Below are 25,950 nucleotides of genomic sequence, written 5' to 3' on the forward strand. Positions count from 1 at the left end.
ATCACAGCCCCTCAATTTGATAAGGAACCTGCTTGAAGATAACGCCACGGCGCGAAAGTCGATCTTCGGGAATGGTGCAGCCTTCTGCGTAAACGACACGAGCGCCTTCAAAATTAGGTTCCGGTAAGGGTAGACTCTCAAGCACAGAACTGGTGAGTACATTGCCAGCATTGGAGCTGGCAACGCCAAGCGCGTCGGCTGAATAAAGCAAATAGATCGCTCGGCCTTGGAACGTTCCGATCAAGGGTGAATAGCCATCCGCGCGGCGCGGAATCGGAGAGCCCGTCTCGCAAAAGAAAACATGGGCGGCGAGGTCCGGAAAAGTGACGGCAGGATTTACATTGCCATCGGCATCAAACAACGGCTCTCCAAGGGTGCAGAAACGAAACCCACCCCCCCCTTGCCAGCCAACCTCGGAGGAAACGCCTCCTTCATCTCCACCAACTACGAGCCTCAATCGTTCTGCTGCAACGGTTTCTGCGTGTTCACCAAGTTCAACACCAATAAAATGCCGTTGCAGCTTCATAGCCACGGCTGCTGTTGTCCCCGAGCCCAGAAAGCTATCGAGCACGATATCGCCGGGATTCGTAGCAATTGAAATAATTGAATGAATTAACTTTTCTGGCTTTGGCGTGTCGAAAGCATCGTCATTTGGGAACAGCGATAATATTTCTTTCTTTGCGCGTTCATTGTCGCCTACATCCGATGCAAGCCAAATCGTATTAGGAACCAATCCATCCTCTTCTCCCGCATAAGTCTTAATGCGGGGGCGCCCATCACCACCTTTGGGAAAATACACTCTTCCCTCTTCCAAATAACGCCTGAAAACGGGCTCCGTCGCTCCCCAACACCGCCCTTTCGGCGGACTAAGCTTTTTTCCGGTCGGCGTTTCGATTTCATACATTTGGTTATCTCGAAAACCTTGAGCGCTGAACGGGATCGAACGCCACGGTCCTTTGAGATCATTGTCCGGATTGCTGAAGCCGTTGCTGTTCGCGGGAAGTCGGTTTCTAACTTGCTTCCAGTGATCCTTTCCAGAGGCGGCATATACGACGATAAAATCGTGGGAATCACCAATTGCTGACCGGTTTTCTCTGGAGGTACGCTTTTGCCAAATGATATTAGCAATAAAATTGGATCGGCCAAAAATCTCGTTCATCACTTGGATGAGATTGTGAACTTCATTGTCGTCGATAGATACGAATATTGAGCCATCTTCTGACAATAGTTCCTTCAGGATTCGAAGGCGCGGATACATCATACAAAGCCACTTGTCGTGACGGGACAGGTCTTCTGCCTCCTTGCCCACGACAGATCCAAGCCATGCTTTGATTTCCGGCGAACTCACATTGTCATTGTAGACCCAGCCTTCATTGCCCGTGTTATAGGGAGGGTCGATATAGATGCACTTAACCTTGCCCGCATAGTAAGGAAGCAAGGCCTTCAAGGCCTCCAGATTATCGCCCTGGACAAGCAAGTTGCCCGCGTCCGGATCACCGACACTCTTATTCTTGTCGCAATGGATCAGGCGATAAGGCACCTCGCGATGATGGTTCACCACCGCCTTCTTACCAATCCAATCGAGTGTAGGCATTTAAAGCTGTGCTCCAGAATCACGCCCAAGCGTAGCCTTTGAGTAGCTGCTTCGGGAGTGCGGGCACAAGAGATAGATAATTGTGACTTTAAAACCGGGCGTAGAGCGACTCGAAATAATACCGATTAAAAGTCGGCGCACTCAATCTTGAACCGGATGCGCCTCTTCTGATTGAGCGGCTGAATCAACAAGCTCTTTCTTGGCGACCTTTAAATCTTCATCGTAAAGCACAAAAGGGCCGCGACGGCCTAACGGCTTTTCCAGAAGCGCCGCACACGCATGATAAAACTGTGAGTAGAGCCAATTGACGTTATCATCTTCATGGCGAGCGATTGCCGGGCCATAGTGCGACATAGCATATTCTCCCATCGGCTCTGATTCTTTCATGGCACCGTACACTGAGAGAATCTCGTCCTCCAAGCGATGGTTCCATGCTATGGATAATAAGCAGTTAATTTCGGCGACGTCAAATAATAATGATGATGCTGACAAGCTTACAATTCGCGATCCTGAGCTTATCTTTGGTATCGTGGGGCCGATAGGAGTTGATATCGACAGTATTGTTGCCTCGCTTGGAAAATCATTGCGGGATGTCGGCTACAACGCTTGTGTAATTCACCTTACGAAACATATAAAAGATGATCGAATTCCAATCGAGGTAGACGAAAGAAGTTATTATTCCCGATATAAAACATTAATCAAGTACGGAAATGAATTTCGAGCCCTCGCGAAGAATGCTTCGGCCATTGCGGGCATAGCAATTGCAAAAATTCGTGAAATACGTGCTGAGCTCTCTAACGACGTTAACCAGCCGGCACTCGGGCGGGCCTACATTATAAGACAGTTCAAACGAGCCGAGGAAGTGGCGCTGATGCGCCGTGTCTATGGTCGGAAGTTTATCCAGGTGTCGGTTTTCGGCAGCCCGATCGACAGGCGGCGGATACTGATAGAAAAAATCCAATCGTATGACGCATCCCCTAAGAATGAGGCAGAGGTCGAGCGGCAGGCCATCGAACTTATAGATGTCGACCACAATCAGAGGGACCATGATCATGGTCAGCGTCTGTCTGATGTATTCCATTTGGGCGATGTTTTTGTTGATGGCATCCATAAAGTCAAGGCACAACAGACAATTGATCGCTTTATTCGAGCTTTCTTTGGAGATACGTCCGCATCGCCGACAAAGGATGAGTACGGGCTTTATATTGCTACTGCTGCTTCGCTGAGGTCTGTGGATCTATCAAGGCAGGTAGGAGCGGCAATTTTCAGCAAGCGCGGTGAAATTATTACGCTTGGTTGCAATGAAGTTCCGAAGGCGGATGGCGGGACCTATTGGTCTGATGACCCACGTCCTATTGCACGCGACGTGGAATTGGGCCGGGACCCAAATCAAAGCCGAAAAAATGAAATCATCTACGACCTTCTCGATCGAATGTTTGACGAAGGCCTTCTTTCCGCAAAATTGACCTCCGTAGAGGACAAACAGGCTAGAATCGATACATTCCTGGGTAACGCCCGCGTAAAGGATGCTCAAATTCTAGATATCATTGAGTATGGGAGAATCATTCACGCCGAAATGTCGGCTATTTCAGATGCTGCGAGATTGGGGCGGGAAACCGCTGGCTCAACACTCTATTGTACGACGTTCCCTTGCCATTTATGCGCGAAGCATATCGTTGCTGCAGGAATGAAACGCGTAGTCTTCCTTGAGCCTTATCCAAAGAGTTACGCTCAAAAGCTCCACTCAGATTCAATTACTTTTGATGGAGACGATGAGAATAAGGTATTTTTTCAACCGTTTATTGGGATTTCACCCCGCCGATATCGCGATATTTTCGAGAAACGGAAACGAAAGGACAGCAAAGGCAAGGCTATCGACTGGTACGAAGGGCAGCCGATACCTTTGCTTGAAGACCGAAGTGGCTCCTATATCGAAAACGAAGAAGCGGCTGTTGTGGTTGCTCTAAAAGAACTCTTTCAGGGTGGAAATTCGAGTCCGAACCCTGGCTAAATTTATTCTGGGGGAGGTTTAATGCAGCTCACGCGGCGCACACTTTATGATCTCGTCTGGAGCAAGCCTATGACGAAGATCGCGGCTGAGTTTCAGATCTCTGATGTTGGCTTGGCAAAAGTCTGTGAGAGACACCGGGTGCCTACGCCTCCACAAGGGTATTGGGCAAAGGTTGAAGCGGGAAAGAAGGTCAAGAAGGCTCTATTTGTCGAAGTCAAAGACCCGGAGCTGGACCGCATAGATATCAATGGCAATCTCGCTCAGCTTCCAGAGGGTGTACGAGAGCTTGCCGCACGTCACAAAGCGGAACGTCTTGAGCGACGGGCAGTTGAGCGAAAAGTGTTCATCCCCCCAATCGAGCTTGCTCCACCGAAATCTGGAGAAATCCACCCTGCAATCCGCCTCACCGCGAAAACCCTGCGTAATCGCTCTGCACAGCGCGACGAAGTCGCGCAGGCCTTTGGCGATGGGTTGTGCGGGATAGAAGTGGGCATTCAGTCGGTTGAGAGGGTTATCGTGGCTCTCGATAGCCTTGCCCAAACCCTTGCCGAACGAGGCTTGCAGATTGAACCGACTGGTAACGGGATGAGGATCGCGAATGGAGCAGAGAGGGCCGAATTCAGCCTCAAGGAAATCACGCGGAGTGTACCTCACGAACCAACGGAAGCCGAGCTGGCAGAGGAAGTAAGGCGGCAAAAGCGGCGGGAAAGGTATTGGCGCGGTGAGATTCCCTGGAGCAACTATTCATTTCAGGAAAAGGCCTATCCCGAGAAGGATACCCTTCGAACGGGCCAGTTATTTCTTCAGATTGAAGGGTATGGTGACGGGGTCCGCCGAAAGTGGGCCGACGGAAAAACCCAGACAATCGAGACTTTAATTCCGTCTATTGTGGATGGATTTGAAATCCTAATCGCCGCACGAAAAGCCGAGCGGGAACGCCGTGAGGAACGAGATCGTCGTTGGCAGGAATACTGTCGAAGACGAGACTTGGCAAAGGCCCGCCAGAAACGGGAAGCCGACCGCGGACCCTTTGTAGATCGAATTATTGAGATCCATCGCGAAATCACTCGCCTTCAGGCTTGGTTGGCTGAAAGCCGGCCCATCGCCGAGCAAAGACCCGATAGTTCATATCGCCGCATGGTCGAGTGGGTCGAGGAGCGGCTAAACGTTCTTATTATCAGCGTCGAACCAGCGGGGATTGAAAAGCAATTGGCTGAAAGCAAGCTTTTTCCGAATCCAAATGCTGACGAACTCCACGATCCACTAGGGGATCCTGGAGAACGAAATTACTGGCAGTTTAGCTAAGCGGCTATACTAACATTTGAATGTAAGGCTCTGGTCATAAATGGCCTTCCACAACCACTTTCGCTATACCCCTGTGAGAACGAAAAAAGAACTTGCGAGAGAGAACAAAAAGTGTACGGATAAGTCATCAACACGTCGTTGAGACTCAATAGCAGCCCGTGCCATAAGGAAGCCTGGTCATGTCTCAGTCCTCTCTGCGACTGGTGGAAAGCTCATCAATGGATAAAGAAAAGTCGAAAGCTCTCGACGCCGCGCTCTCACAGATCGAGCGGAATTTTGGCAAGGGCTCGATCATGCGGCTCGGCAAGGGCCAGAAGCCTCAGGAAATCGAGACGATTTCGACGGGCTCGCTCGGCCTCGACATCGCCCTCGGTGTCGGCGGGTTGCCGCGTGGACGCATCATCGAGATTTACGGGCCGGAATCGTCGGGTAAGACGACCCTGGCGCTGCATACGGTTGCCGAGGCCCAGAAGAAGGGCGGCGTTTGCGCCTTCGTGGATGCGGAACACGCCCTCGATCCGGTCTATGCCCGCAAGCTCGGGGTCAATCTGGACGATCTTCTGATCTCCCAGCCCGATACCGGCGAGCAGGCGCTTGAAATCGCCGACACGCTCGTGCGCTCAGGCGCCATCGATGTCCTCGTCATCGACTCGGTCGCCGCGCTGACCCCGAAGGCGGAGTTGGACGGTGAGATGGGCGATGTGCAGCCGGGTCTCCAGGCGCGCCTCATGAGCCAGGCCTTGCGCAAGCTCACCGGTTCGATCTCACGATCGAAGACGATGGTGATCTTCATCAACCAGATCCGCATGAAGATCGGCGTCATGTACGGCAGCCCGGAGACGACGACGGGCGGAAACGCGCTCAAGTTCTATGCCTCGGTCCGTCTCGACATCCGTCGCGTTACGACCTTGAAGGACCGCGAAGACGCCATCGGCAATTCGGTTCGCGTCAAGGTGGTGAAGAACAAGGTCGCTCCGCCTTTCAAGCAGGTCGAGTTCGACATCATGTTCGGCGAAGGCGTTTCGAAGATGGGCGAACTCGTCGATCTCGGTGTCAAGGCCGGCATCGTCGAGAAGTCCGGCGCCTGGTTCTCCTATGACAGCCAGCGCCTCGGCCAGGGTCGCGAGAACGCCAAGCAGTTCCTGCGCGACAATCCCGACGTCGCCGAGAAGATTGAAATGCTGATCCGCCAGAATTCCGGCGTTCTCGCCGACCGTATTCTGGATGAGGCAACCCCGACCGAAGACGATCTGGACGAGGGTGCTGCTTAGAGCATGATCCGAAAAGTTAAGCGCGGCTTTTCGGAAGAATCATGCGGTTCCAGGGATTTTGCCTCCTTCAAGGGCAAATGAAGGGCCGTCGCGAGGGATCGCGGCGGTCTTTTTTATTAGGCTTCCTGGAACATGATCAGAACAAGTGGAAAACCGGTTGTTCGCTCGGATCATGTGAATCCAAAAGGATAGAGCTTGCTCATGTTCAAAGAGACATGAGCAAGCTCTACGGGCGGGGTCTCAGGTTGTTGAGGCGAGCCGAGAGGAGCGCCGGTATCGAAAGAGGTCCGGCCCGCTGTCGAGCGCGCCGACCTGAACGGGCGCGCCGAGAACGGCAAAGCGTAGTTCTGCAATCGGGCGGACGGCGGCATGAGGCATAGACGAGCATGTCTGCCAACCTGCTCGACATATAGACCTATCCGCAGCGGCGTACTTGCCAAGGTCCCCGTCGGCGAGCGTCAACTGCACCCAACAACGGTTGAGGGCAGTCAGTAGTCGCCGAGGAGGGCTTGCGCTATGGTGGGGAGCTCGATCTTGTCGAGAATGGTGATGAAGCGGCCCTTGCGCGCTGTGGCTCTAGCCGCTGGCGGAACAGCAACCGGTTGAACCGAGCCGGAATTTTCCGGTGAGCCGCCAAAAGGGGCAAGACGGTCCAACTCTGCCAGGATTTTGGGGGCGAGGCCGATTTCGGGTCGAGGTGGCCGTGGCTCCGAGCTGCTGATGGCCGAGAACAAAACGGTTGTGGCCGACTGCCGAACGGTGTCACGTGAGGGATGCCGTGCGTGATCGGTCACATGATCGGGGCACATGGGGCGGCAGGCCGACAAACCCGATCATTGCCGGAAATTCCTGCAAAACGCTGCCTCGACAGCGCTTGCGGCTGCGTCTAAAACCGGCCCCAACCAACACCTTGAGGATATTTCATCCTCATCAACGAGCTTAGAGTTTCATGAGCGGCGTCAACGAAATCCGGTCGGCTTTTCTCGATTACTTCGCCAAGAACGGCCATGAGGTCGTGGCTTCGAGCCCCCTTGTGCCGCGCAACGATCCGACCCTGATGTTTACGAACGCCGGCATGGTGCAGTTCAAGAACGTTTTCACTGGTGTCGAGAAGCGGCCCTATTCGCGCGCGACCACCGCGCAGAAATGCGTGCGCGCCGGCGGCAAGCACAACGATCTCGACAATGTGGGCTACACCGCCCGCCACCACACCTTCTTCGAGATGCTGGGCAATTTCTCTTTCGGCGATTACTTCAAGGCGCAGGCCATCGAGCTTGCCTGGAACCTGATCACGAAGGAATTCGACCTCACGAAGGATCGGTTGCTCGTCACGGTCTACCACGACGACGATGAGGCGGCCGATCTCTGGAAGAAGATCGCAGGATTTTCGGATTCCAAGATCATCCGCATCCCGACGTCGGACAATTTCTGGCAGATGGGCGATACCGGCCCATGCGGACCTTGTTCGGAGATCTTCATCGACCAGGGCGATGCGTTGCAGGGAGGGCCTCCCGGCAGCCCGGACGAGGATGGCGACCGCTTCCTCGAGTTCTGGAACCTCGTGTTCATGCAATACGAGCAGATCGAGCCCGGCAACCGCATCGTATTGCCGAAGCCATCCATCGATACGGGCATGGGCCTCGAGCGCATCGCCGCGATCATGCAGGGTGTCCACTCGAACTATGACACGGATCTGTTCCGCACGTTGATCGACGCGGTGGCGCACGCGACCGGCGTTGCGCCGGAAGGCGCGCGCAAGGCGTCCCATCGGGTGATCGCCGACCATCTGCGCGCCTCGTCCTTCCTCGTCGCGGACGGCGTACTGCCGTCGAATGAAGGTCGCGGCTACGTGCTTCGCCGCATCATGCGTCGCGCCATGCGCCATGCTGAGCTTTTGGGGGCGAAGGAGCCGTTGATGTACCGCCTCGTCCCCGCGCTTGTGCGCGAAATGGGGCAGGCCTATCCCGAACTGATCCGCGCCGAGCCGCTCATCACCGAGACGCTGAAGCTCGAAGAGACCCGCTTCCGCAAGACGCTGGAACGCGGTCTCACCATCCTCGACGAGGAGACCCGCACGCTCGTCCAGGGCCAGAAGCTCTCCGGCGACGTCGCGTTCACACTCTACGACACCTACGGTTTCCCACTCGATCTGACGCAGGACGCGCTGAAGTCGCGGGGCATCGGCGTCGATACGGATACGTTCAAAGCGGCCATGGAGCGCCAGCGCGAGATGGCGCGCGCGGCGTGGTCCGGCTCCGGCGAGGCGGCGACGGAAACGGTGTGGTTCGGCGTGAAGGAGCGCGTCGGCGCGACCGAGTTCCTCGGCTATGACACCGAGATCGCGGAAGGCGTCGTGCTGGGCCTCTTGAAGGACGGCAAGGAAGTCAGCGAAATCAAGGCGGGGGAGACCGGCCTCGTCGTCCTCAACCAGACACCATTCTACGGCGAGTCGGGCGGTCAGGTCGGCGATATCGGCGTGATGAAAGGCGAGGGCGCGCGGTTGCGCGTGACCGGTACGGAGAAGAAGCTCGGCGATCTTCTCGTCCATCACGTGATGGTGGAGCACGGAGCGCTCAAGCCGAACCAGTCGCTCGAACTGATCGTCGATCACGAGCGCCGCTCGGCCATCCGCTCCAACCATTCCGCGACGCACCTCCTGCACGAGGCTTTGCGGCAGGTGCTGGGCGATCACGTGGCGCAGAAGGGCTCGCTCGTCTCGCCCGACCGCCTGCGTTTCGATTTCAGCCATCCGAAGCCTGTGACCGATGAAGAGGTTCAGCGCGTCGAGGAGATCGCGAACAAGGTCCTGCTCCAGAACGAGCCGGTCGTGACCAAGCTCATGGGCGTCGAAGAGGCCATCGAGTCCGGCGCACGCGCTTTGTTCGGCGAGAAATACGGGGACGAAGTGCGCGTCGTCTCCATGGGCAAGGCGGACGGCAACAAGACCTTCTCTGTCGAACTCTGCGGCGGGACCCATGTGAGCCGCACGGGCGATATCGGTGTCGTCACCATCGTCGCCGAGAGCGCGGTGGCGTCGGGCGTTCGTCGCCTCGAAGCGATGACCGGCACTGCCGCTCGCCGCCATCTGGCGGGCGAGAGCCGCAAGCTCCACGAGATCGCAAGCCTCCTGAAGATCCCCGCCGACGAAGCAGCGGAGCGTCTTGCCGCTCTTCTCGAAGAGAGGCGCAAGCTGGAACGCGAACTCACCGATGCGCGCCGCAAGCTCGCCATGGGTGGCGGCGGCGGTTCCGGCGACGGCGATTCAGTGCGTGATGTCGGTGGCGTCAAGCTGATGGCGCGCGCGGTCTCCGGCGTCGAGATGAAGGATCTCAAGAGCCTTGCGGACGAGGGCAAGAAGCGCCTCGGCTCCGGTGTCGTCGCCATCGTCGGCGTCGCCGAGGATGGCAAGGCCGGCATCGTGGTCGGTGTCACCGAGGACCTGACGACAAAGTACGATGCGGTGTCGCTCGTGCGCGTCGGCTCGGAAGTGCTCGGCGGCAAGGGCGGTGGCGGGCGTCGCGACATGGCGCAAGCGGGCGGCCCTGATGGAGCGCAAGCTGAAGCGGCTCTCGCAGCCATCGAAGCGGCGCTTTCAACCGCCGCCTAAAGGATCTGCGCCATGTCGAGGGATCACCCACATCCGGCACGGCGCAGAGTTTACGAAGTCCTCGAACGCACCAGCGTGAGCGATCCCATCGTTCACGCTATTCACGCCTTTCTGATCCTCTTGATCATCGCGAACGTGACGTCCGTGGTGCTGGAAAGCGTGCCCTCCCTCAGGCTGGATTTCTGGCCGACCTTCGTCGCGATCGAGATTTTCAGCGGTATCGTCTTCACGCTCGAATATGTGGCCCGCATCTGGTGCGCCCCGGAGCACCCACCCTGGCGTCATTTGAAGCCATGGAGGGCTCGTCTGAAATGGGCGCTTCATCCGCAATCCATCATCGATCTTCTCGCGATCCTGCCGTTCTATTTCGCGTATTGGGATATCAGCGAGCTACGCATCTTCCTGCTTCTGAGGCTCTTCCGGTTCTTCAAGCTCGCACGTTACTCGCCGGGGCTCACGAGCCTGATGGAGGCGATCTACGCTGAACGGCGCGCGCTCATCGCCTGCGGTGTCATTCTCCTCGGCACCGTGCTGATGTTCGCCTCCATGATGAACCTCGTGGAGAAGGATGTGCAGCCCGACAAGTTCGGCAGCATTCCGGAGGCCATGTACTGGGCCATCATCACTCTGACGACCGTGGGTTATGGGGATGTTGTGCCGGTGACGCCCCTGGGGCACGCCATTGCCGCACTGACTGCGGTTGCAGGCCTCATCATGCTCGCCCTGCCGGTCGGCATCATCGCCAGCGCGTTTTCACGGGAAATCCACCGGCATGACTTTGTCGTTACCTGGAGCATGGTGGCGCGCGTGCCGCTCTTCGCCGATCTCGACGCCGAAGAGGTCGCTCTGGTCATGCATCGGTTGCGATCGCAAAGCTGCGTGCCGGGCGAGCTCATCGTCCGCAAAGGCGATGAGGCTCATTCGATGTATCTCATCGCGGCCGGGGAGGTGGAGGTGCTCGTTCCCGGTGAAGCGGTGAGGTTGGGGGCCGGCGATTTCTTCGGCGAAGCCGCCGTTTTGAAGCGCCGACGGAGGCATGTGACGGTGAGGGCCGTCACCCCATGCCGTTTGCTCGTGCTTGATGCCGAGGATCTGCACCAGTTGATCGCGTCCGACCCGACGATGGCGCAACACATCGAAGAGGTCATTCAATCCCGAGGCGAGAGGCGCGCGGTTTGAAATCTAGCTAGTCCCGATCCGGATGCTGACGCGATGCCATTTTCGCCAGATCCTCGATGCTCGCGTTATCTTCCGTTCTTTCACCGGGCAGGGTGTGCAGCATCTCGAACGCGGCGATCCGGCTTTCCATTCCGTACTGGATTTCCGGTTGAACGCGGCCGGGATCGTCGAGGCTTCCGATGGAGACGCTGATGCGATCGCTCTCCACATATCGAAACGAAAGCGGCGTGCCGCAATCCCGGCAAAACCCGCGCTCGACGGCTTCCGAACTTTTGAAGATGCCGGGCTTGGCCTTGGTCCAGACCAGGTCCTTCAGCGGGACGCCCGCGAGCGGTGCGAAGTAATTGCCGAAGGCTTTTTGGCACATGCGGCAATGGCAGATGCTGGCATGGGTCGGTTCGGACAAAAGCGCATAACGCACCGCGCCGCATTGGCAGCCGCCGGTCATGGCGGCTCGGGAGTTTCGGGACATGCTTTCAGTTCCTTTGCGCTCGCAACGGCGGGCAGGGGAGGCGATTCTTCAGATTGGAATTGTAGGGTGCCACGCTTGGTTTTCTCATCTCGAACTCGGATGGCTTTCAGTCGTCGCTCCAATAATCGGCGATCAATCGAAGGAGCAGATCTGGGTCGCTTTCCACACCCTCGTTTCCTTTGAAGGAGCTGAACTAGATGTGATCGTCGAAGAAATCGAGCTCCACGCGCATACCGACGAGCGTGAACGACACCATGATGGAATCGTCGCGAAGATGGTCGAGTCGATAGTAGATTTTCTCGCGATCCAGGAAGTTGAGAAAAGGGATAAGATCCTTGATGCCGCGCGGCGTCATCACCCTATTGCCTCCCTGCTGAAAGAGCAGCGTCAGTGTTTTGGGGTGGGCGGAGGAATGTCCCGCGCTAGCCACTCCCTGACCTTGAGCAGAAAATTGCGGGCTGCTGCGGGGCGGAAGAACATGAATTCGGTGCCGGTCTTGTCCCACAAGCCGTTGATCTCCTCGTCACTGCGGCTGCTGAGGATCTCGGCAAGATAAGTGTCGAGCTTCTTCTGGCGCGGCTTGTCGAGGCTCCCCAGCAGGCTTTCGCGAAGCTTCGTTTCGGAGGTGATCTCTTCATACAAGGTGCAATGGAGATTAAAAGCCAGCGTTAGAAATTCATCCGGGAAGGGGTTCGTCGTTCCCGGTGGATGCCGTTTGGCCTCATTACGGCCGTGTGCGTTTTGCCTTCTGACACGGGATTTGTGCTTCGACATGCATCACCCCGGAGGCGTCCAAGCGTATTCCCGCAGCGCGAACCAGAGGCCGCCGGGATCCTCATCCTTGGCGCCGTTCGCCAGCCATTCACGCACGACGTTGTCGATGATCTCTTTGGGCGTGGTGCCGTATTGCCGCTGCACGATCCATTCATGCTCGCTCTCACCGCCCCCGACCACCGGCACCGCGCCGCGCGAGAGAAGTTCGGCGATGCAGCGACGCACGAAATCAGTCAACGCGTCGCCTTCGAAACCGAAACCGAGACGTCCTTTAGGCACGATCTGCCATAGCCCGACGGCATCGATGGGCAACTCATCCGCAACGATCTTGATGTACTCACTGAGCGGCTTGCCGGACCGTTTGTCACGAGGCTCGTTGTTCATCTTTGGATACCTTTCTACCCCGGCGGCGTCCAGGCGTGTTCCCGCAAGGCAAACCAGAGCCCGCCGGGATCCTCGTCCTTGGCGCCGTTCGCCAGCCATTCGCGCACGACATTGTCGATGATGTCTTCGGATGTGGAGCCGTATTGCCGCTGCACGATCCACTCATGCTCACCATCCAGTCCGCCGCCGACCACCGGAACTGCACCGCGCGAGAGAAGCTCCGCGATGCCGCCGTCAACGCCGCTGGTAAAGTCAGTCATCGCTCCAGTGAGCTTGGATCAGTTCAAACAGGAGGTCGACATTATCTTCAACCGCTTCTGAGCCCCTGAAAATGCTGAACTCGATGTGATCGTCAAAGAAGTCCAACTCGATACGCGCGCCGACGAGTGTGAACGACACCATGATGGTGTCGTCGCGGACATGATCCAGTCGATAGTAGATCTTTTCTTTATCAAGATAGTTCAGGAAGGGTATGAGATCTTTGATGCCACTCAATGTCATTGTTGTCCCTCACTTTCGGTATTCGTCTCGACCAAGAATCTTTAGGCATGTTCTAGCGGCGGAATCACCGCCTTTTGCCGCCTTCATTACGTCTTCAATCGTCACACCAAGAAATTGACCCGGAAGCACAGAACGGATCTTGCCTTTGCAGTGTGCCGAAACAAAATCTTGGACCCTCATGCCAAGCTGATTTTGCTCGAAACCGCCAGCAAGAGTAATGCCGGACGAATTTTCTGATGCACTTCGAGGTTTTTCGGAAGGATGTGCCGGCGCCCCCTCTCCCACCCACTGTCCGCCGTTTGGGCTTCCGGCTGGGGCGCGCGGCTGGCTTGGGTTGAAGCGCTTGAGTGCGAGGGCAATGCGCAGGCTGCGGAGTTCAATTTGCGCGACGACAATGGCCTTTCGGGCACCGAGCAATTCGTGGCGAAGGGACGGCGGTAAAGGCATAAAACGATCCATCGATTCTTAAAATATGGATATATTCATAGAACAAAATAAGAACATTGTCAAATTTGTTGCGGCTTCTGCGCAATGAAAAAGGCCCGGCTTTGGGCCGGGCCTTGGATCGGTTGCTATCTTTTGTCCGTCATGCCCGGGCTTGTCCCGGTTATCCATGTCTTCGTCGCCAGGGATCACTCTGTTTCCAAGGCGTGGATGGCCGGAATAAGTCCGGCCATGACGGGTGAGGGAGGGAGCGGGAGGCCGCTTAAGCCGCCATCGCCTTCTTGAGGTTTTCGTCGATCTTGTCGAGGAAGCCGGTGGTGGAGAGCCACTTTTGCTCGGCGCCGACGAGGAGGGCGAGGTCCTTGGTCATGGAGCCGGCTTCCACCGTGTCCACGCAGACCTTCTCTAAGGTCGTGGCGAACTTGGCGAGCTCGGCGTTGTTGTCGAGCTTCGCGCGGTGGGCGAGGCCGCGGGTCCAGGCGAAGATCGAGGCGATGGAGTTGGTGGAAGTCTCCTTGCCCTTCTGGTGCTCGCGGTAGTGGCGGGTGACGGTGCCGTGGGCGGCTTCCGCTTCCACGGTCTTGCCGTCCGGCGTCATCAGAACCGAGGTCATCAAGCCGAGCGAGCCGAAGCCCTGCGCGACGGTGTCGGACTGCACGTCGCCGTCGTAGTTCTTACAGGCCCAGACATAGCCGCCCGACCACTTGAGGGCCGAGGCCACCATGTCGTCGATGAGGCGGTGCTCATAGGTGATGCCGGCGGCCTCGAACTTCGCCTTGAACTCGTTCTGGTAGACTTCCTCGAAGATGTCCTTGAAGCGGCCGTCATAGGCCTTGAGGATCGTGTTCTTCGTGGAGAGGTAGACCGGATACTTGCGCATCAGGCCGTAGTTCATCGAGGCGCGGGCGAATTCGCGGATCGACTCGTCGAGGTTGTACATCGCCATGGCGACGCCGCCGCCCGGGAACTTGAAGACTTCCTTCTCGATGACCGTGCCGTCCTCGCCCTCGAACTTGATCGTCAGGCGGCCCTTGCCGGGCACCTTGAAATCGGTCGCCTTGTACTGGTCGCCGAAGGCGTGACGGCCGACGATGATCGGCTGCGTCCAGCCCGGGACGAGGCGCGGAACGTTCTTGCAGATGATCGGCTCACGGAAGATCACGCCGCCGAGGATGTTGCGGATCGTGCCGTTCGGCGACTTCCACATTTCCTTGAGGTTGAACTCCTTCACGCGGGCTTCGTCCGGCGTGATCGTCGCGCACTTCACGCCGACGCCGTACTTCTTGATGGCTTCCGCCGCTTCGATGGTGACCTGATCGTTGGTCGCGTCGCGGTGCTCCATGCCGAGATCGAAATACTTGAGATCGATGTCGAGATAAGGGTGGATCAGCTTGTCCTTGATGTAGTGCCAAATGATGCGGGTCATCTCGTCGCCGTCGAGTTCGACGACCGGATTGGCAACCTTGATCTTCGCCATGATCTCACCTTGCGCTGAAGAGGGGATAAGGCCTCCCGGACGGGAAACCGTTGCCGCGCGCTATAGCGCGGCTTGAGGCCGGGGGGAAGCGGGGGCGGGAGGAAATGCGGAGCTCGCGGGTGGTGAGAAATGCTGACAGGCGCCAAGGCGCGCGTTTGAGGTGGTAGCGGAGGACAGTTTCTCTTGGCCCCCCTGATGGCCGCCCGCCTCGCCCGGGTGACGAACCGCTCGGCTCGAAGGTGCAACGCCTCCGCAAGGAATAGAGCCACGGCCAGGGGTAACGTTACGCAAGGCTACACCCTATCCTCACCTTACCAGTTTGTTTACTATCCTGGCGTGAGAATGCCTAAGACAAGAGGCGCCGCACAATGGCTGAAACAACAATCGAATGGACCGATGCGACTTGGAATCCTGTCGCAGGATGCTCCATCATGTCAGCGGGCTGCACCAACTGCTACGCCATGCGTATGGCTGCTCGCCTCGACGCGATGGGATTGGAAAAGTACGCCGGTTTAACTCGCAAGAGCGGTGGACGCGCGAAATGGACCGGCAAAGTCCTTCTGGATCAAAAATCACTAAGTCTGCCAGAACGCTGGACCAAGCCCCGTCGCGTCTTCGTCAATTCGATGTCCGACCTGTTCCACCCGGCCGTGCCTGCTGAATTCATTGCACAGGTATGGCAAACTATGGAGCGGACGCCCCGACACACCTTTCAGATTTTGACCAAGCGGCCAGACCGCATGTTGGAGATTGTGCCGAGCCTCTCTAGGCTTCCAAACGTATGGCTTGGAACGAGTGTCGAAGATAGCCGTGTCCTCCATAGGATCGATGAACTACGACGGGTACCGGCAGTTGTGCGGTTCATTTCGTTCGAGCCACTAATCGGTAGCGTTGCCGACGCTGATCTCAGCTGCATACAGTGGGCGATTGTCGGCGGAGAGAGCGGTCCAAAGGCGCGCCCCCTCGATCCAGAGTGGGTTGATGAGATACATGATCTGTGTGCCGAAGCTGAAACTGCCTTTTTCTTTAAGCAGTGGGGCGGCAAGAACAAAAAGGCGGCTGGTCGGGTTTATCGTGGGCGCCTTTGGAATGATCTACCTGAATTGAGGATATGAGAGGCGATTTCCGTCGCTAGGCGAACAGCTTGTGGGCTATCATTAGAGACGGCGAAGAAGAGCGATGCCATTGGTGCGCCATTCTTGTGATGTAGTCGGATAGGGTCAAGGACAGCACCCTTGAAGACTGTCTCAAGCCTTTCCTTAACGTAGACCTCGATTGCGGCGATATCCGCGCGACGTGTAGCCTGCGCCTCTGTCTCAAACATGTCAGCTGGCAGCGTCTCATGCTCATACCAACGCTGCCGCCAATCAGTAGCGCCAAGAACACGATCGAGTGCTGCCTCCTTGTGTTCATCGAGTTTCGTGGGGTCATGCGGGGCGTTACGATAGAGGCCTGACAGCGGGAAAAAGTACCAACAATCGAGTGCTTTGGTCGCCGCAATAGCCTCGACGGTACTCCAATCAACCTCCATCCCATATGGGTCCAGGAAGATCACGCCCCGCGTACCGCGTCGCCCATTACGTTGCTTACGCCATTGGGCCCCGGTACAGAGCTTCCTCACAAGCGGATTGGCATCGCCCTGTTGAAGTACAACCCTTCTTGATGGGTTTGCAGCAACGAGTTTCTCAAGCTCTGCAAATCTCGCGTCATCCTGCTCTATTAGAACAATTACGTCGAGGGGCGGATCGGTGGCGATGGCAATCGAGGCTGAGCCTGGGCTTGTGACCTCAATCGCATCTACACCACTCTCGAATAGTGGTAGAGCAGCCCTGACTTCAGTTCGAGTGCCTGAACCAGCGAAGGCATCGATGTAGACGCAGGCAAAGTTCTGGTTCCGTAAGGCCGTAGCGAAAGCGCGAAGATAGGCGCTTAGACAGCCAAGTTTCCGGTTCGTATCCGGTCCGCCAAAGACATGAGCCACGCCTACGCACACCCCTGCTATATTGTTAAGCTATGAGGATAGACAGCAACATCCCTAGATTGCAAGCCAAGCTGGCCTAGGCCCTGGTGGTGAAGCCTAAACCAGCGCGATGGGTAGGTATGAAATAGGCGAATTTTTTCTGATGGCGCCCATCGGCGTAGTTGAGAATCGTATTGCGAGGGTGTGACTAGTGTTCGCCATCTGCAGCTCCTTCGGCCCAGTGCGGCCGACAAAGAAGCCAAATGCGAGAGCGCCCAGAAAGCACCACCGAAATTTGCATCTAAAAGGAAATTTTTGCTTTAAAATAAGCTACTTAGCGATTTAATGGTAGCTGAGGACGGATTTGAACCCCCGACTAGGCAGCCTTCACCGCCGTCACATGGAGCCAGTCCGTTCTCCTGCCGTCATACCCGCCGCCGATTGTTTCGTTGATGGCAAGGGATTGCCATTCCAGCGCTTCATAGACGGAGCGCAGCCAGTCCTTTGAAGGGTAGTTGAAGAAGCGGCCGAACGCGTCGAGACCTTCCTGTTCGCCCGCCTTGAAGCTTGCAAAGAAAACTCCTCCGGGCTTCAGGGCTTTGTGAATGCGGGCGATGATGGCGCCGAGATCGGCGCGGGGGACGTGCAGCAGGCAGGCGTGGGCGAAGACGCCGTCATAGGCGTCCGTCTCGTCCAGATCCTCAAAGCGCAGAACCTTCACGGGGCGCCCGAGGCGTCTCTCGGCTTCCCGCGCGAGCTCCGGCGAGCCGTCGGTGGGATGGACGTCATAACCCGCGGCGATCATGGCCTCGCTGTCCTGCCCGCCGCCGCAGCCGAGTTCCAGAATCGAGCCTCGTTCAGGGACATGTTTCAGGAACGCGTCGAGAATGGCCTTCTCGGCAAGACGCTGCCGCGTGGCGTAGGCATGGGCTTCGGAGGCGTAGAAGTCGAGCGTCTTTTCCATGCGGTCTCTCATGAATGTTATCCGATATTTTGTATCATTTTTGCTGGGTTGTGACGTAGAATACGGCCGGATTTGCTGAAATTTCTCCACAAAACCATCTCCGCGTGCGCGTGCGCACTGACGATGAACAAATTCTGTATTGAAATTTCATCCAACCTGAGCATTGTGCCTCTAGGTAATCGTACCTGTCTCGCTTTGGGGGGAATTCATGCGTCTTTCTTTCATTATCGGCATCGGGGCAGTCGCCCTGGCGCTCGCCGGCTGTCAAACATCCGAGCAATCCATGTCGACTGCGCAGTCTGTCTGTCTCGAGTCGGGCCTGAGGCCTGGAACGGCAGCTTTTACGCGTTGCACCAACGCTAATTACCGCAACAACGTTGCTCAGTCGAACGCGGCCGCCAGCCAGGTTGCTGCCGGCGCGGCCGTCGGCGTCATCGGTGGTGCTGCCCTCGGCGCGGCTTCGGCCCGTCCGTACTACTGCCGCGGCTGGGGCTGCTGGTAGCCAACTTCCGTCGGATCACATCAGACACAGAAAGCCTCCCCCGACGTTTCGCGGGGAGGCTTTTTTGCATTCGGCGCTGTTCCTCTGGTCATGCTCGCGCATTCGGCGCTATGGAAGGCTTTCGCTTTAAGAATTGCCATCATGACCACCCAGACCGCGCCCAAACATCCCGTCATCATCCTCGTCGAGCCGCAGATGGCCGAGAATATCGGCATGGCGGCGCGGGCGATGGCGAATTTCGGGCTGTCCGAAATGCGCCTCGTGTCGCCTCGGAACGGCTGGCCGAAGAAGGGCGCGCATTCGGCGGCATCCGGTGCGACGCATGTTCTGGAAAACGCGAAGCTCTACGACACGGCCCGCGAGGCCGTCGCGGATCTCAATTTCGTTTTTGCCACCACGGCCCGCGAGCGCGGTCAGATGAAGCGGGTGTTCGGGCCGGAACCCGCCATGCAGGAAACCCATTCCCGGATCGGGGAAGGGCAGGGCGTCGGCATCCTTTTCGGGCGCGAACGCACGGGCCTCGAGAACGACGAGGTATCGCTGGCGGACGCCATCATCACCTTCCCGGTCGATGCGAAGTTCTCGTCCCTCAATCTGGCGCAGGCGGTACTACTGGTTTCCTACGAATGGAACAAACGCGTCGTCGGAGAGGCGCTGCCCTTCGGCGGAGAACGCCGCTCGCCGCCGGCCCTGCGCGAGCAGGTTCTGTCCTTCTTCGAATATCTGGAGGAGGAGTTGGAGGCGGTGAATTTCTATCCGCCGGACAAAAAGCCGAGCATGACCCGGAACATGCGCGACATGCTCCATCGGCTCGAGATGACCGAGCAGGACGTACGTACGTTGCGGGGAGCGATTCGGGCGCTCGCGGAAGGTCGCCGGTTGAGAAAGCCTTAAAGAAGTTCTGTTTTTCTGTTCTTGGGGCGCCCTTTCGCGCTTTGTGTTTTGTTGAGTTGTTCCATGCGTCGTTCGCTGATGACCCTTGTCGTTCTGGGATCCTGCTTCGCAGCCCCATGGTCTCACGCGGCGACGCCGCCGAAACAGCCGGAGCAGGGACCCGGCGGCACGGATTATATGAGCGCCAACGTCACAAAGCGCGGCATCGGGACCGTGAGCGCAGGTGCTTACGTCTTCCATGCTGCGGCCCCCGCTGCCGAGCCGCGCCCGGTCGTCGTGTTCCTGCATTCCTGGGGTGGGTCAAATCCGGCTCTCTATGGAGGTTGGATCGAACATCTTGCGCGCAAGGGCAATCTCGTCGTCTTTCCGCGCTTCCAGGAAGTGAACCGGACGCGCCCCGCCGATGCCACCAAGCTTGCGGCGACCATTCTTGCGGACACTCTCGCGGCCCTCGCCCATGATGCGAATGCACGGCCCGATCTCGACCGCGTCGCCTATATCGGCCACTTGGCCGGCGTTCCGATTGCCCTGAATCTCGCGACGGGCGCGGGGCAGGAGGGCTTGCCGCAGCCGAAGCTCATTTTTGCCCTGATGCCCGGCGGCATCGCCTCGGGCGAGAAGTCACGCGGGATTCCGCTCGACGACCTTTCGGCCATCGATGCCTCGACGCTCCTCATCACCATGAACGGGGACCGCGACTACCTGCCCGCCGACCGCACCGCCAAGCGTATCTTGAAGGAAGCGACGCAGGTTCCGGCGAGCCGCAAGCTGTTCATGCGCATGGGGTCCGACGATCACGGTTACCCCGCCCTGACCGCCACGCTCGGGTCGCCCGGTTCGTCCAAGGCCGGCTACGATGCAGCCGAGATCAAGCTGCCGCCTGACCCGCCGAAGGATCCGAAACAGAAAAGCCCGTGGCGCTGGAGCGCCGACATGTCGCTCACGGGCGAGCAGACATTGCTCACGGTCCAGATCGGCAACAATCCCACCGATACGCTCGATTATCTTGCCTTCTGGAAGACGTTCGATCTCGCGACGGAGGCCGCTTTTACGGGCAAGGACGCCGCCGCCCTCCGCAAGGATCCGCACCTGACCGACATGGGCTCCTGGAGCGACGGCTGGCCGGTGCGCCGGCTTTCCGCCGAGATGCCGAAGGACCCGACGGCGGTGGAGGATCAACCGGCGAAGGGACCGCGCCGCCGCATCAACTGATCGGGAGAACGCACATGCATGTCGATCTTCTGGCCGGGACGGCTTATAACCCATCCACCATGCCGACCCCCGTGCCGACCATTCTCGTCTTCGATTCCGGCCTTGGCGGGCTGACGGTCTTCACGGAAGTGCTGAAGGCGCGGCCGGACGCCCGCTTCATCTATGCCGCCGACGATGCCGGGTTTCCTTATGGCCGATTGAGTGAAGAAGCCCTTGCCGCCCGGGTGCTGATGGTCATGGATCGGCTTATCGCGGTGCACGACCCCGAATTCGTCGTGGTGGCGTGCAATACGGCCTCCACCTTGGTGCTGCCGTATCTGCGCGCCCGGTTTCCGATTCCTTTCGTCGGCACTGTGCCCGCCATCAAGCCGGCGGCACAACTGACACGCTCCAAGCGCATTACCGTACTCGCGACGCCGGGCACCGTGGCGCGGGACTATACGCGCGATCTGATCGAGACCTATGCCGCCGGCTGCGCGGTCAATCTTGTCGGCTCAAGCCGTCTGGCGGGGTTCGCAGAGGCCGAATTGGCGGGCATCCCGGTCTCGGACGAGGATCTCTTTTCGGAATTGGAGCCCTGTTTCGTGGAAGATCGGGATGGGCGCACCGACGTGGTTGCGCTCGCCTGTACCCATTATCCGCTTCTTCTGGAGCGCATGAAGCGTCTTGCGCCGTGGCCTGTGGCCTGGATCGATCCCGCTCCCGCCATCGCCCGCCGCGTCGTTCAACTGATAGGCCCTCCCGTGCCTGGCCATGAGGTCGATGAGGGCGAGGCGACCATCGTCTTTACGGAAGGGCGGGATCTGAATCCCTCTCTCCGCGCGGCGTTGTATGACAAGGGCCTTCCCATCATCGCCCTGGAACCTCTCCCACTCCTGCAGACTTAGATTCAATCTCTCGAAGAACCGACCACGTCGCCGGATCGTGTTCTGAGCGTCTCTTGAATTCGGCCGTACAGGTCACACAACTTCGTGTGAAACGCGAACTGATTTGCGTCCTCATTGCTTAGTCTTGTGGGCGAAAGCGCGCGCGTGCGGGGAAATTCGATGGCTCAGACGGCGCCGAAGAAAACCCGATGGACACGTCGTATTGTCGGGGTGGTGGTCGCGTTGGCCCTCGTTGCCGGCGGGTATGCCGGCTGGCGATCCTGGCGGTCGCGTGCAGATCACGCGCCGACCGCCCAATCCCAGCAAGCATCGCAGCCTGTTCCCGTTCGAGCTGCCCCCGTCGTGCCGAGCGACGTTCCGATCTATCTGACAGGGCTCGGCTCCGTGCAGGCCTTCAATACGGTGACAATACGCACCCGCGTCGATGGTGAGATCCAAAAGATCGCGTTTCAGGAGGGGCAGATCGTCAAGCAAGGAGATCTTCTGTTGCAACTCGATCCGAGACCGTTTCAGGCGGCGCTGGATCAGGCCGTCGCGAAGAAGGCGCAGGACCAGGCGACTTTGGTCAGCGCCCAGGCGGACCTCGAACGCACTCGCCAGCTTTCCACGCGTGAATTCGCATCCAAGCAGCAGCTTGATCAGCAACAAGCCACGGTGAACTCGTTGATCGCGCAAATCGATGCCGACCAGGCTGCAATCGATAACGCACAAACGCAGCTCAGCTATACCACAATCCGCTCACCCCTTGCTGGACGCACAGGATTCCGGCTCGTCGATCAAGGCAATATCGTCCACGCGGCGGACACAACGGGGATCGTCGACATCACCCAGATAGAGCCTATCTCGGTCGTGTTCACGGCGCCCGAGGATCAGTTGCCCGCAATCAACAAGGCGCAAGCCGAAAGTCCGTTGAAGGTTCTGGCTCTGACGCCGAACGGCAAGGAAACTCTGGGCGAGGGACAATTGGCGCTGGTGAACAACCAGGTCGACACGGGCAGCGGCACCATTCGGCTGAAGGCGACATTCAAGAACGAAAACCACGCTTTGTGGCCTGGCCTCTCCGTCAGCACGCGACTTCTGCTCAAGACTTTGAGAGGGGTCGCAACGGTGCCGAGCACAGCCGTTCAGCGCGGCCCCCAGGGGCTCTATGTTTATGTCGTCAAACCGGATCGAACCGTCGAGATGCGGGAGGTTCAGGTCGGTGCGATCACCGAGGACAAGGCCGTCATCAACGGTGGCGTGAATGTCGGCGAGACGGTTGTGACGGCGGGGCACTATCGACTGCAACCGGGGGCGAAGGTCGATGTCGCCAATAGCGTCACGACCCAACAAATGGTGACGCAGGAGCCTTGAGATGGCCATGAACGGTGGAATTTCGGCGCCCTTCATCCGTTATCCGGTCGCGACCACGCTTCTGATGGTCGGCATTCTGTTCGCCGGTCTGATCGCATACCCGCTCCTGCCCGTTGCTCCGCTTCCACAAGTCGATTTTCCGACGATCCAGGTTTCGGCGTCTCTACCCGGAGCAAGCCCGGAAACGATGGCGTCTTCCGTCGCGCAGCCTCTGGAACGTCAGTTCGGCCAGATCCCTGGCGTCACGCAGATGTCGTCTACGAGTGCCCTCGGATCGACGTCGATCACGATCCAGTTCGATCTCAACAGGAATATCGATGCGGCCGCTCAGGATGTTCAGGCTGCCATCAACGCGGCAAGTGGGCAGTTGCCGAAAAACCTCCCGAATCCTCCCACCTATCGAAAGGTGAATCCGGCCGATACGCCGATCCTGATCATCGCCGTCACCTCCGACAGCCTGCCTTTGATCGAGGTGGACGACAATGCGGACACGAAACTTGCGCAGCAGGTGAGTCAGGTCTCCGGAGTGGCGCTGGTCACCATCGGTGGTGAGCAAAAGCCCGCGATCCGCGTGCAGATCGATCCGGCAAAGCTCGTCAACAAGAACCTCTCCCTTGAGGACGTGCGGGCAAAACTGGCGGTCTCGACAGTCGATAGTCCGAAAGGCTCCATCGATGGAACGGACCGCAGCTTCACCATCTATGCCAACGATCAGTTGCTCCAAGCAGAAGAGTGGAACAATGTCATCGTCGCTTACGCAAACGGCGCCCCCGTAAGAGTACGCGATATCGGACAGGCTATTGCGGGGCCGGAGAATTCAAAACTCGCAGCCTGGAGCAACAACAAGCGTGGCGTGTTTCTCGTCGTCTTCAAACAGCCGGGCGCGAACGTCATCGACACGGTCAATCGCATCAAGGCTCAGCTTCCAAGACTAAGCGCGGCACTTCCGCCTGCCATCAAGGTCGACATCATAAGCGATCGCACGCAGACCATTCGCGCTTCGGTGGAGGATGTTCAATTCACACTCATGATCACGATCGCGCTCGTGGTCATCGTGATCTTTCTCTTCCTGCGAAAACTCTGGGCGACGGTGATCCCAAGCGTGACCGTGCCGCTGGCTTTGCTCGGCACGTTCGGTCTGATGTACTTGGCCGGTTACAGTCTCGATAACCTCTCGCTCATGGCACTCACGATTTCCGTCGGTTTCGTGGTCGATGACGCCATCGTCATGCTGGAAAACATTGTTCGACATGTGGAAGCCGGTGAGGAGCCGATGGAAGCTGCTCTGAAAGGCGCAGGCGAGATCGGTTTCACCATCCTTTCCATCAGTATCTCGTTGATCGCGGTGTTTCTGCCGCTGCTGCTCATGGGCGGTATTATCGGACGGTTGTTTCGCGAATTCTCCATGGTTGTCGCTATGGCGATCGCCGTGTCGGCCGTCGTTTCGCTGACTCTGACGCCGATGATGGCGTCCCGGTTGTTGAAGGCGGAAAACGAGAACACCCAACACAGTCGGCTCTATCATTGGATGGAGCGTTTTTTCGCTGCTTTGGAAAGCGGATATGAGCGCGGGTTGGAGGTCGTTCTCAGACATCAATTCACGACGCTCATGGTCTTCTTCGCGACGCTCGCAGCGACGGTCTATCTGTTCGTCGTCATCCCGAAAGGTTTCTTCCCGCAGCAGGATACGGGCTTCCTTCAAGGCACCTCTGAAGCAGCGCAGGACATTTCGTTTGCCGATATGAAGCGGCGGCAGGCGCAACTGGGTGAAATCATTGGTCGCGATCCGGATATCGCGACCTTCGCGATGGCCGTCGGCGGCTCGGGCGGTGGCGCCGCCACGCCTAATACAGGACGTGTGTACATCACTCTCAAACCGAAATCGGAGCGCACGGCCACGGCGACGGAGATCATGGCGCGTTTGGCGCCGCAACTCGATAAGGTCGAGGGCATCCGCCTCTTTCTGCAAGCATCCCAGGATATCAACATCGGTGGGCGCCAGGCGCGCACGCAGTTTCAGTATACCTTGCAGGATGCCAATCTCGACGAGTTGAGCCAATGGGCGCCGAAGGTCCTGAATAAGCTCAAGACTCTGCCGGAGTTGCGGGACGTCGCGACCGATCAGCAGATCAGCGGCACGACCTTGGCACTCGAGATCGACAGGGATCAGGCGTCGCGTTTCGGATTCACGCCACAACAGATCGACAACACGCTCTACGATGCCTTCGGCCAACGCCAGATCACGCAGTATTTCACACAGCTCAACAGCTACAACGTGATCCTTGAGATCCTGCCTGAACTCCAGGGAGAGACGGAGAGCCTCAACCAGATTTACCTGAAATCGCCGACCACCGGGAAGCAGGTTCCACTCTCGACCTTCGCGAAGTGGACAACCCGCAAGACCGCTCCGCTCTCGATCAATCACCAGGGCCAGTTCCCGGCGGTCACGATCAGCTTCAATCTGGCATCCAATGTGGCACTGGGGCAGGCGACGACAGCCATCGAGCGGGCGAAACGTGAACTCGACGCCCCTAGTTCGCTGGTCGGGACTTTCCAGGGTAATGCCCAGGCGTTCCAGGCATCGCTATCCACCGTACCCTTGCTGATCGTCGGCGCTCTCGTCGTCGTCTATTTGATCCTCGGAATCCTGTATGAGAGCTATATCCATCCCATTACCATTCTCTCGACGCTTCCCTCCGCTGGTCTTGGTGCGTTGGCGACGTTGATGCTGTTCGGGTTCGAGTTCAGTCTCATCGCCTTTATCGGCTTGATCCTTCTGATCGGCATCGTGAAGAAGAACGGCATCATGATGGTGGATTTCGCGATTGCCGCCGAGCGTGGCGAGGGGCTGTCGAGTGAGGCAGCCATCCGCAAGGCGGCCTTGCTGCGTTTCCGGCCGATCATGATGACGACGATGGCAGCGCTGCTTGGCGGCGTGCCTCTCATGCTGGGCCACGGAACGGGTTCCGAGATCCGGCAACCCCTGGGTTATGCCATGGTCGGCGGCCTCATGGTCAGTCAGGCGCTGACACTGTTCACGACCCCCGTAATCTATATCTACCTCGACCGTCTGTCCTTGGCCGTGCGAAGGTGGCGGAGAGGCGGTGAGGCTAAGCCGGAGGCCGAGAAAGAGGTCGTGTCGCAGGCGGCTGAATAACG

Annotated in this window: 24 protein-coding genes; 12 read left to right on the forward strand and 12 right to left on the reverse strand. The window is 58.0% G+C overall.

The annotated features are described in order from the left end of the window. Position 1: 1 nt before the first annotated feature. Both AB4072_RS08430 and AB4072_RS08435 read right to left on the reverse strand, forming a co-directional pair. A complete protein-coding gene (locus tag AB4072_RS08430; RefSeq protein ID WP_441967060.1) occupies positions 2–1,594 on the reverse strand; it encodes a site-specific DNA-methyltransferase in 1,593 nt (530 codons plus the stop codon). Between the two features lie 141 nt (positions 1,595–1,735). Further along, complete coding sequence (locus AB4072_RS08435) at positions 1,736–2,014, reverse strand: hypothetical protein (protein ID WP_441967061.1); 279 nt, start codon at positions 2,012–2,014, stop codon at positions 1,736–1,738. 16 nt (positions 2,015–2,030) lie between these two features. Between AB4072_RS08435 and AB4072_RS08440 the strand changes: the two genes are divergently transcribed. From AB4072_RS08440 to AB4072_RS08460, 5 genes are all read left to right on the forward strand, one after another. After that, positions 2,031–3,605 carry an anti-phage dCTP deaminase gene (locus tag AB4072_RS08440; protein WP_441967063.1) on the forward strand — a complete coding sequence of 525 codons (1,575 nt, stop codon included), beginning with the start codon at positions 2,031–2,033 and terminating at the stop codon, positions 3,603–3,605. Between the two features lie 69 nt (positions 3,606–3,674). Continuing rightward, positions 3,675–4,910 carry a hypothetical protein gene (locus AB4072_RS08445; RefSeq protein WP_441967065.1) on the forward strand — a complete coding sequence of 412 codons (1,236 nt, stop codon included), beginning with the start codon at positions 3,675–3,677 and terminating at the stop codon, positions 4,908–4,910. 179 nt (positions 4,911–5,089) lie between these two features. Next, positions 5,090–6,181 (forward strand): recombinase RecA, encoded by a 1,092-nt coding sequence (gene recA, locus AB4072_RS08450; RefSeq protein ID WP_441967067.1) that lies wholly within the window; start codon positions 5,090–5,092, stop codon positions 6,179–6,181. Between the two features lie 949 nt (positions 6,182–7,130). Next, the gene (alaS, locus tag AB4072_RS08455) at positions 7,131–9,788 is read left to right on the forward strand and encodes an alanine--tRNA ligase (RefSeq protein ID WP_441967069.1); all 2,658 of its coding nucleotides are present in this window, start codon (positions 7,131–7,133) and stop codon (positions 9,786–9,788) included. Between the two features lie 12 nt (positions 9,789–9,800). Further along, positions 9,801–10,967: a cyclic nucleotide-gated ion channel gene (locus AB4072_RS08460; RefSeq protein WP_441967071.1), complete on the forward strand. Its 1,167-nt coding sequence runs from the start codon at positions 9,801–9,803 to the stop codon at positions 10,965–10,967. A gap of 7 nt (positions 10,968–10,974) precedes the next feature. Here AB4072_RS08460 and AB4072_RS08465 read toward each other — a convergent pair whose 3' ends face one another. From AB4072_RS08465 to AB4072_RS08500, 8 genes are all read right to left on the reverse strand, one after another. Continuing rightward, positions 10,975–11,439: a GFA family protein gene (locus tag AB4072_RS08465; RefSeq protein ID WP_441967073.1), complete on the reverse strand. Its 465-nt coding sequence runs from the start codon at positions 11,437–11,439 to the stop codon at positions 10,975–10,977. A gap of 193 nt (positions 11,440–11,632) precedes the next feature. Then, positions 11,633–11,797: a hypothetical protein gene (locus AB4072_RS08470; protein ID WP_441967075.1), complete on the reverse strand. Its 165-nt coding sequence runs from the start codon at positions 11,795–11,797 to the stop codon at positions 11,633–11,635. A gap of 29 nt (positions 11,798–11,826) precedes the next feature. Next, complete coding sequence (locus tag AB4072_RS08475; RefSeq protein WP_441967077.1) at positions 11,827–12,213, reverse strand: hypothetical protein; 387 nt, start codon at positions 12,211–12,213, stop codon at positions 11,827–11,829. A gap of 3 nt (positions 12,214–12,216) precedes the next feature. Then, positions 12,217–12,597 carry a hypothetical protein gene (locus tag AB4072_RS08480; protein WP_441967079.1) on the reverse strand — a complete coding sequence of 127 codons (381 nt, stop codon included), beginning with the start codon at positions 12,595–12,597 and terminating at the stop codon, positions 12,217–12,219. 14 nt (positions 12,598–12,611) lie between these two features. Further along, positions 12,612–12,857, reverse strand: a complete 246-nt coding sequence (locus AB4072_RS08485) for a hypothetical protein (protein WP_441967081.1) — start codon at positions 12,855–12,857, stop codon at positions 12,612–12,614. Further along, positions 12,850–13,098 (reverse strand): hypothetical protein, encoded by a 249-nt coding sequence (locus tag AB4072_RS08490; RefSeq protein ID WP_441967083.1) that lies wholly within the window; start codon positions 13,096–13,098, stop codon positions 12,850–12,852. Before AB4072_RS08490 ends, AB4072_RS08485 begins: the two co-directional genes overlap by 8 nt. Before the next feature lie 9 nt (positions 13,099–13,107). After that, positions 13,108–13,557 carry a hypothetical protein gene (locus AB4072_RS08495; RefSeq protein WP_441967085.1) on the reverse strand — a complete coding sequence of 150 codons (450 nt, stop codon included), beginning with the start codon at positions 13,555–13,557 and terminating at the stop codon, positions 13,108–13,110. A gap of 247 nt (positions 13,558–13,804) precedes the next feature. Then, positions 13,805–15,019, reverse strand: a complete 1,215-nt coding sequence (locus AB4072_RS08500; RefSeq protein ID WP_441967086.1) for an NADP-dependent isocitrate dehydrogenase — start codon at positions 15,017–15,019, stop codon at positions 13,805–13,807. Positions 15,020–15,387: 368 nt separating this feature from the next. On the opposite strand from AB4072_RS08500, the gene AB4072_RS08505 reads away from it, so the two are divergent. Next, positions 15,388–16,134 (forward strand): DUF5131 family protein, encoded by a 747-nt coding sequence (locus AB4072_RS08505; protein ID WP_441967088.1) that lies wholly within the window; start codon positions 15,388–15,390, stop codon positions 16,132–16,134. Here AB4072_RS08505 and AB4072_RS08510 read toward each other — a convergent pair. Together AB4072_RS08510 and AB4072_RS08515 are read right to left on the reverse strand one after the other, a co-directional pair. Next, positions 16,089–17,000, reverse strand: coding sequence for a three-Cys-motif partner protein TcmP (locus tag AB4072_RS08510; protein ID WP_441967090.1), 912 nt, complete (start codon positions 16,998–17,000; stop codon positions 16,089–16,091). The two genes, AB4072_RS08505 and AB4072_RS08510, sit on opposite strands and share 46 nt — an antisense overlap. A gap of 355 nt (positions 17,001–17,355) precedes the next feature. Further along, complete coding sequence (locus AB4072_RS08515; protein ID WP_441967091.1) at positions 17,356–17,955, reverse strand: class I SAM-dependent methyltransferase; 600 nt, start codon at positions 17,953–17,955, stop codon at positions 17,356–17,358. Between the two features lie 196 nt (positions 17,956–18,151). On the opposite strand from AB4072_RS08515, the gene AB4072_RS08520 reads away from it, so the two are divergent. The 6 genes from AB4072_RS08520 to AB4072_RS08545 all read left to right on the forward strand — a co-directional run bounded on the left by AB4072_RS08520 (position 18,152) and on the right by AB4072_RS08545 (position 25,948). Continuing rightward, complete coding sequence (locus AB4072_RS08520) at positions 18,152–18,445, forward strand: hypothetical protein (protein ID WP_441967093.1); 294 nt, start codon at positions 18,152–18,154, stop codon at positions 18,443–18,445. A gap of 141 nt (positions 18,446–18,586) precedes the next feature. Continuing rightward, positions 18,587–19,339: an RNA methyltransferase gene (locus tag AB4072_RS08525; protein WP_441967095.1), complete on the forward strand. Its 753-nt coding sequence runs from the start codon at positions 18,587–18,589 to the stop codon at positions 19,337–19,339. 63 nt (positions 19,340–19,402) lie between these two features. Beyond that, positions 19,403–20,551 (forward strand): alpha/beta hydrolase, encoded by a 1,149-nt coding sequence (locus AB4072_RS08530; RefSeq protein ID WP_441967097.1) that lies wholly within the window; start codon positions 19,403–19,405, stop codon positions 20,549–20,551. Positions 20,552–20,565: 14 nt separating this feature from the next. After that, a complete protein-coding gene (gene murI / locus AB4072_RS08535; RefSeq protein WP_441967099.1) occupies positions 20,566–21,438 on the forward strand; it encodes a glutamate racemase in 873 nt (290 codons plus the stop codon). 159 nt (positions 21,439–21,597) lie between these two features. Further along, the gene (locus AB4072_RS08540) at positions 21,598–22,791 is read left to right on the forward strand and encodes an efflux RND transporter periplasmic adaptor subunit (RefSeq protein WP_441967101.1); all 1,194 of its coding nucleotides are present in this window, start codon (positions 21,598–21,600) and stop codon (positions 22,789–22,791) included. Positions 22,792–22,798: 7 nt separating this feature from the next. Next, positions 22,799–25,948: a multidrug efflux RND transporter permease subunit gene (locus AB4072_RS08545; RefSeq protein WP_441967276.1), complete on the forward strand. Its 3,150-nt coding sequence runs from the start codon at positions 22,799–22,801 to the stop codon at positions 25,946–25,948. Positions 25,949–25,950: the final 2 nt, after the last annotated feature.

It is taken from the genome of Microvirga sp. 2MCAF38 (assembly GCF_052115485.1).
Classification (GTDB): Bacteria; Pseudomonadota; Alphaproteobacteria; order Rhizobiales; family Beijerinckiaceae; genus Microvirga.